The organism is Bradyrhizobium sp. (assembly GCF_049586575.1).
Classification (GTDB): Bacteria; Pseudomonadota; Alphaproteobacteria; order Rhizobiales; family Xanthobacteraceae; genus Bradyrhizobium.
In genome coordinates this window covers 1-5,220 of sequence record NZ_JBAVCF010000299.1, presented here as the reverse complement: position 1 = coordinate 5,220, position 5,220 = coordinate 1, and the positions used below count along the sequence as shown (strand labels likewise).

The window sequence follows — 5,220 nt, the reverse complement described above, 5'->3', positions numbered from 1 at the left end:
GGCGGCAGGAAGCCGCCGCGCGCCGGGTGGCCGTCCGGGCCAAGCTCCGAGGCCGCAACCACCGCCGGCGCCAGGCACCAGTGCACGGTGAAGGGCGCGGCATCGCCGGTCCTGGGCTCGCCAACGGGAAGAAACAGCGTGGCGCGCAAAGCCTTCACCAGTTGCGCGGTGACGATGTCGGACGCTTCGGTGCTACGGCCGATCCATTGCCGCAAATGATCGAGGTCGGGTTTTTCGCTCATGAGGCTTTGGTCCGTGCAGAGGGTTTTGGGATCGAGGCCGGGCGCTCGCCGATCGCAGGCACCGCGCCGTACTGGCGCGGCTCGCCGACGACGATCGCGGCCGGCGCCGGATAGCTCACCACGCCATTGGGCGTCGTCACCTCGATGCGCCGCAGATGCGGGTGTTGGGCGAGATCGGCCATGGTGTTGACCTCGGCAAAGGCAATGTCGGCGTCCGACAGCCGCTGCAACAACTCGTCGCGCGTCATGGAAGCAAAGCTGTTGCCGACAATGCCGTCGGTCAGCGGGCGATTTTTGACGCGTTCGACCATGTTGGAAAAGCGCGGGTCGTTCGGCAGGTCGGGCTGGCCGAGCACCTCAGTGCAGAGTTTTTTCCATTCCCGCTCGCTCTGGATCGAGATCAGGATGTCCTTGCCGTCCTTGGAGCGGAACACGCCGTAAGGCGCGATCGAGGGATGGGCGAGGCCGATGCGCTTCGGAGGCTGGCCGGCTTCCGAATTGATCAGCGGCACGGCGAGCCAGTCGGCCATCACGTCGAACATCGAGATGCGGATATCGGCGCCCTTGCCGGTGCGCGAGCGTGCGATCAGTGCCTCCAGGATCGCAGCATGGGCCGTGGCGCCGGTGGCGATATCGACGATCGACAGTCCGACACGCGAAGGGCCCTCCGGTCCGCCGGTGATCGAGGCGAGGCCACTCTCGGCCTGGATCAGGAGATCGTAGGCCTTGCGGTGTGCGTAAGGCCCTTCATCGCCATAGCCCGTGATGGTGCATGTGATCAGCGACGGATAGTCCTTCTTCAGTCGCTCAATCGAAAAGCCGAGCTTGTCCATCGAGCCGGGTTTTAGATTCTGCAACAGCACGTCGGCGCCTGCGATCAGCCGCTCCAGCTGGCTGCGGCCTTCCTTTGTCGCGAGGTCGACGACCTCGGAATCCTTGCCGCGGTTGAGCCAGACGAAATAGCTGCTCTGCCCCTTGGCGGCGGCGTCATAGCCGCGGGCGAAATCGCCCTCGGGACGCTCCACCTTGATGACATGGGCGCCGGCATCGGCCAGCCGCGACGAGCAGAACGGCGCGGCGACGGCCTGTTCGACGGCGATGACGGTTATTCCTTCAAGCGGCAACATGGCAATATCTCATAGATTGCATAGTCATCTCGTCAAAGCCGCTTCCGCTTCTGGCCTCATGGTTCGAGACGCGTCGCAAGTGCGGCGCTCCTCACCATGAGGGTCTTAGGGCTTGCCGCGTAGAAAGTCCTCATCCTGAGGAGCCCGCCGCCGGCGGGCGTCTCGAAGGATGGCTGCGACGGGTATATCGCCGAAAATCGTCTTGTCATTTGTTACCGTTCCACGCCTCGTCTCAATAGGAGCGCGGCATGCCGAGCACATGCTCGGCGATGTAGGACAACACCAGATTGGTCGAGATCGGCGCCACCTGATAGAGCCGCGTCTCGCGGAATTTGCGCTCGACATCGTATTCTTCCGCGAAGCCGAAGCCGCCGTAGGTCTGCACGCAGGCGTTGGCCGCTTCCCAGGAGGCATCCGCCGCCAGCATCTTGGCCATGTTGGCTTCCGCGCCGCAATCAAGTCCCGCCTCGTATTTGCGTGTGGCTTCCTTCACCATCAGTTCGGCCGCGCGCATCGCCGCATAGGCTTTGGCGATCGGAAACTGGATGCCCTGATTCTGGCCGATCGGGCGGCCGAACACCGCCCGCTCCTTGGCGTAAGTCGACGCCTTCTCGATGAACCATTTGGCGTCGCCGATGCATTCTGCCGCTATCAGGATGCGCTCGGTATTCATGCCGGAAAGGATGTAGCGAAAGCCCTTGCCTTCCTCGCCGATCAGGTTTTCGGCCGGCACCTTCATGTCGGTGAAGAACACTTCCGTCGTGGAGTGGTTCATCATGGTGCGGATCGGGCGGATCGAGAGCCCGGCCTTCTTGGCCTCTCGCATGTCGACGATGAAGACCGAAAGCCCGTCGGTGCGCTTCTTGGCCTGTTCCTTCGCCGTGGTGCGCGCGAGCAGGATCATCAGGTCGGAATATTCGGCGCGGCTGGTCCAGATCTTCTGGCCGTTGACGATATAGCCGTCATTGCCTTCGCGGCGCGCGAAGGTTTTCAGCGAGGAGGTATCGGTGCCGCTGGTGGGCTCCGTCACACCAAACGCCTGCAATCGCAGTTCGCCGCTCGCGATCTTCGGCAGCCATTTGCCCTTCTGCGCCTCGCTGCCGTGCCGCAGCAGCGTGCCCATGGTGTACATCTGGGCGTGGCAGGCGCCGGCATTGCAGCCGGCGCGGTGAATCTCCTCCAGGATCGCGGTTGCGGCCGACAATTTCAGGCCCGCGCCGCCATACTCCTCCGGGATCAGCACCGCGAGATAGCCGGACTCGGTGAGCGCATCGACAAAGGCCTTCGGATAGGCCATTTCGCGGTCGAGCTTGCGCCAGTATTCGCCGGGGAATTGCGCGCAGAGCTTGGCGACGGCGTCGCGGATATCGGCGTGTTCGTCCTGATCGTGGGCGGTCATTTTGTCTCGGCTTGCAGGTCAATCGGTGCGCGGATGCGGCCTCCCGGGATAGGCGGGTCCTGAGGCGCGTTCAAGGGGATAGTTCCCGCTTACCGCACGATCTACGCAGGTATGCGCACCGGCAAGGACTCGATGCCGCGCACAAAGCTGGAATAAACCCGCTTCGGTTCGCCGACCACCTCGATCCGCTCGAACCGCTTCAGGATTTCCTGCCAGACGATCTTCAACTGCAATTCGGCAAGCCGCATGCCGACGCAGCGATGAATGCCGAAGCCGAACGACAGATGGATTTTCGGACGCGCGCGGTCGATGATGAATTCGTTGGGCCGTTCGATCACTTCCTCGTCGCGATTGCCGGAGACATACCACATCACGACACGGTCGCCCTTGCGGATGGTCTTGCCGCCAAGCTCGGTATCGACCAGCGCGGTGCGCCGCATATGGGCGAGCGGCGTCTGCCAGCGAATGACCTCCGGCACCATGGTGTCGATCAACGCGGGATTCTCGCGGAGCTTCTTGTACTGGTCCGGATGTTCGTTCAGCGCGAGCACCGATCCGCTCATGGTGTTGCGGGTGGTGTCGTTGCCGCCGACGATCAGCAGGATGATGTTCCCCATCAGATTGTCGGGGTCCATGTAGCGGGTGGCTTCGTTGTGCGCCATCATCGAGATCAGGTCGTTGCGCGGCTCGGCGTTGACGCGTTCGTTCCAGAGCTTGGCGAAATAGGCCGCGCATTCGTCCATCTCGGCGCGGCGCTGTTCCGCGGATTCGACGACGCCGCCCTTCGGCAGCGCGGTCGAAACATCCGACCAGCGGGTCAGCTTGCGCCGCTCCTCGAACGGGAAATCGAACAGCGTCGCCAGCATCTGCGTGGTCAATTCGATCGAGACCAGATCGACGAAATTGAAGGTCTCGTTGCGCGGCAGCGAATCCAGCACCCGCCCGGTGCGCTCGCGGATCAGGATCGCAAGTTCGTCCAGATGCGTCGGCGTGAACATCGGCTGCACGGTCTTGCGCTGCGCCGAATGCCGCGGCTGGTCCATCGCGATGAAGCTCGGCCAGTCATAGCCGGGTGGAACGTCCCGGATCGAGATACCGCCAAGCGACACGTCGGAGGAGAAGATGCCGTGATTGGTGTCGACGTGCATGATGTCGTTGTATTTGGTGACCGACCAATAGGGCTCGATCGGCGATTTGGTGCAGTAATGCACCGGCGCTTCCTTGCGCAGCCGCTCGAAATATGGCCACAGGGTATCGTTGCGGAACAATTGCGGCGCGCCGGGATGAAAGTCCTCCAGCGGCATCGAATAGGCAGCCTCGCGCGCGGCGCGCAGAAGCTCTTGCCGGTTGATCCCTGGGGGTGTCTGGATGTTCATGGTCGCTCTTCCCTGACCACTCCGTTGCCGGAGGGTGGTGATTTTGGATCAAATTACATCCCCTTGCACGCATCAGGGCAAGAGAGAGTTTTGACGGATTCGGCATCGAAGTGCCATGGCATGCCAGCGCTACCGACCTCCGTCGCCCGTGACAAGGTCAGGCCCAGGGATTAAGGCATTGGGCCAACCAGGAATTTGCCGGAGCCTGCCGCCATGATCCCCAACGCCTATCGGATGTTCAATTTCGACCTCGGCGAAACCGCGGATGCGCTGCGCGAGACGGTTCACGATTTCTCAAACAATGAGATTGCGCCGCGCGCCGCCGAAATCGACAAGACGAATCAATTTCCGATGGACCTCTGGCCCAAGCTCGGCGCGCTTGGTCTGCACGGTATTACCGTCGAGGAGGAATATGGCGGCTCGGGCTTAGGGTATCTCGAACATTGCGTCGCGATGGAAGAGATCTCGCGGGCGTCGGCCGCGGTCGGATTGTCTTACGGCGCGCATTCCAATCTCTGCGTCAACCAGCTCCGGCGCAACGGCAACGACGCGCAGAAGCAGAAATATCTGCCCAAACTGGTTTCCGGCGAACATGTCGGGGCGCTGGCGATGTCCGAGCCCGGCTCCGGCTCCGACGTGGTGTCGATGATGACGCGTGCGGAGAAGAAGGGCGATCGCTATGTCCTCAACGGCTCCAAGATGTGGATCACCAACGGCCCCGTCGCCGAGACGCTGGTGGTCTATGCCAAGACCGATCCGGCCGCCGGCCCGCGGGGCATCACCGCGTTCATCATTGAAAAGGGCATGAAGGGATTTTCCACCGCGCAGAAGCTCGACAAGCTCGGCATGCGCGGATCCGACACCGCCGAACTCGTGTTCGACAATTGCGAGGTACCGGAAGAAAACGTGCTCGGTCAGGTCGGCCGCGGCGTCAACGTCTTGATGTCGGGGCTCGACTACGAACGCGCGGTGCTGGCGGCGGGACCGCTCGGGATCATGCAGGCGTGCATGGACGCGGTGATTCCGTATGTTCACGAAAGGAAGCAGTTCGGCCAGGCGATCGGCGAATTCCAGAT

The 5,220-nt window shown here is 62.5% G+C and carries 4 protein-coding genes and 1 pseudogene; 1 reads left to right on the top strand and 4 read right to left on the bottom strand.

Features of this window, described 5'->3' with window-relative positions:
• From WB528_RS11660 to WB528_RS11645, 4 genes and pseudogenes are all read right to left on the bottom strand, one after another.
• Positions 1 to 242 (bottom strand): annotated as a pseudogene (locus WB528_RS11660) (FAS1-like dehydratase domain-containing protein); the annotation flags it as partial.
• Positions 239 to 1,369: a CaiB/BaiF CoA transferase family protein gene (locus WB528_RS11655; RefSeq protein ID WP_423888565.1), complete on the bottom strand. Its 1,131-nt coding sequence runs from the start codon at positions 1,367 to 1,369 to the stop codon at positions 239 to 241. The gene WB528_RS11655 and the pseudogene WB528_RS11660, both read right to left, overlap by 4 nt.
• 232 nt (positions 1,370 to 1,601) lie before the next feature.
• Positions 1,602 to 2,768 (bottom strand): acyl-CoA dehydrogenase family protein, encoded by a 1,167-nt coding sequence (locus WB528_RS11650; protein WP_423888564.1) that lies wholly within the window; start codon positions 2,766 to 2,768, stop codon positions 1,602 to 1,604.
• A 101-nt stretch (positions 2,769 to 2,869) separates the two neighbouring features.
• Entirely contained in the window at positions 2,870 to 4,144 is a 1,275-nt protein-coding gene (locus tag WB528_RS11645) for a cytochrome P450 (protein ID WP_423888563.1), read from the bottom strand.
• Positions 4,145 to 4,357: 213 nt separating this feature from the next.
• On the opposite strand from WB528_RS11645, the gene WB528_RS11640 reads away from it, so the two are divergent.
• On the top strand, positions 4,358 to 5,220 hold an 863-nt coding region (locus tag WB528_RS11640; protein ID WP_423888562.1), incomplete at its 3' end, for an acyl-CoA dehydrogenase family protein.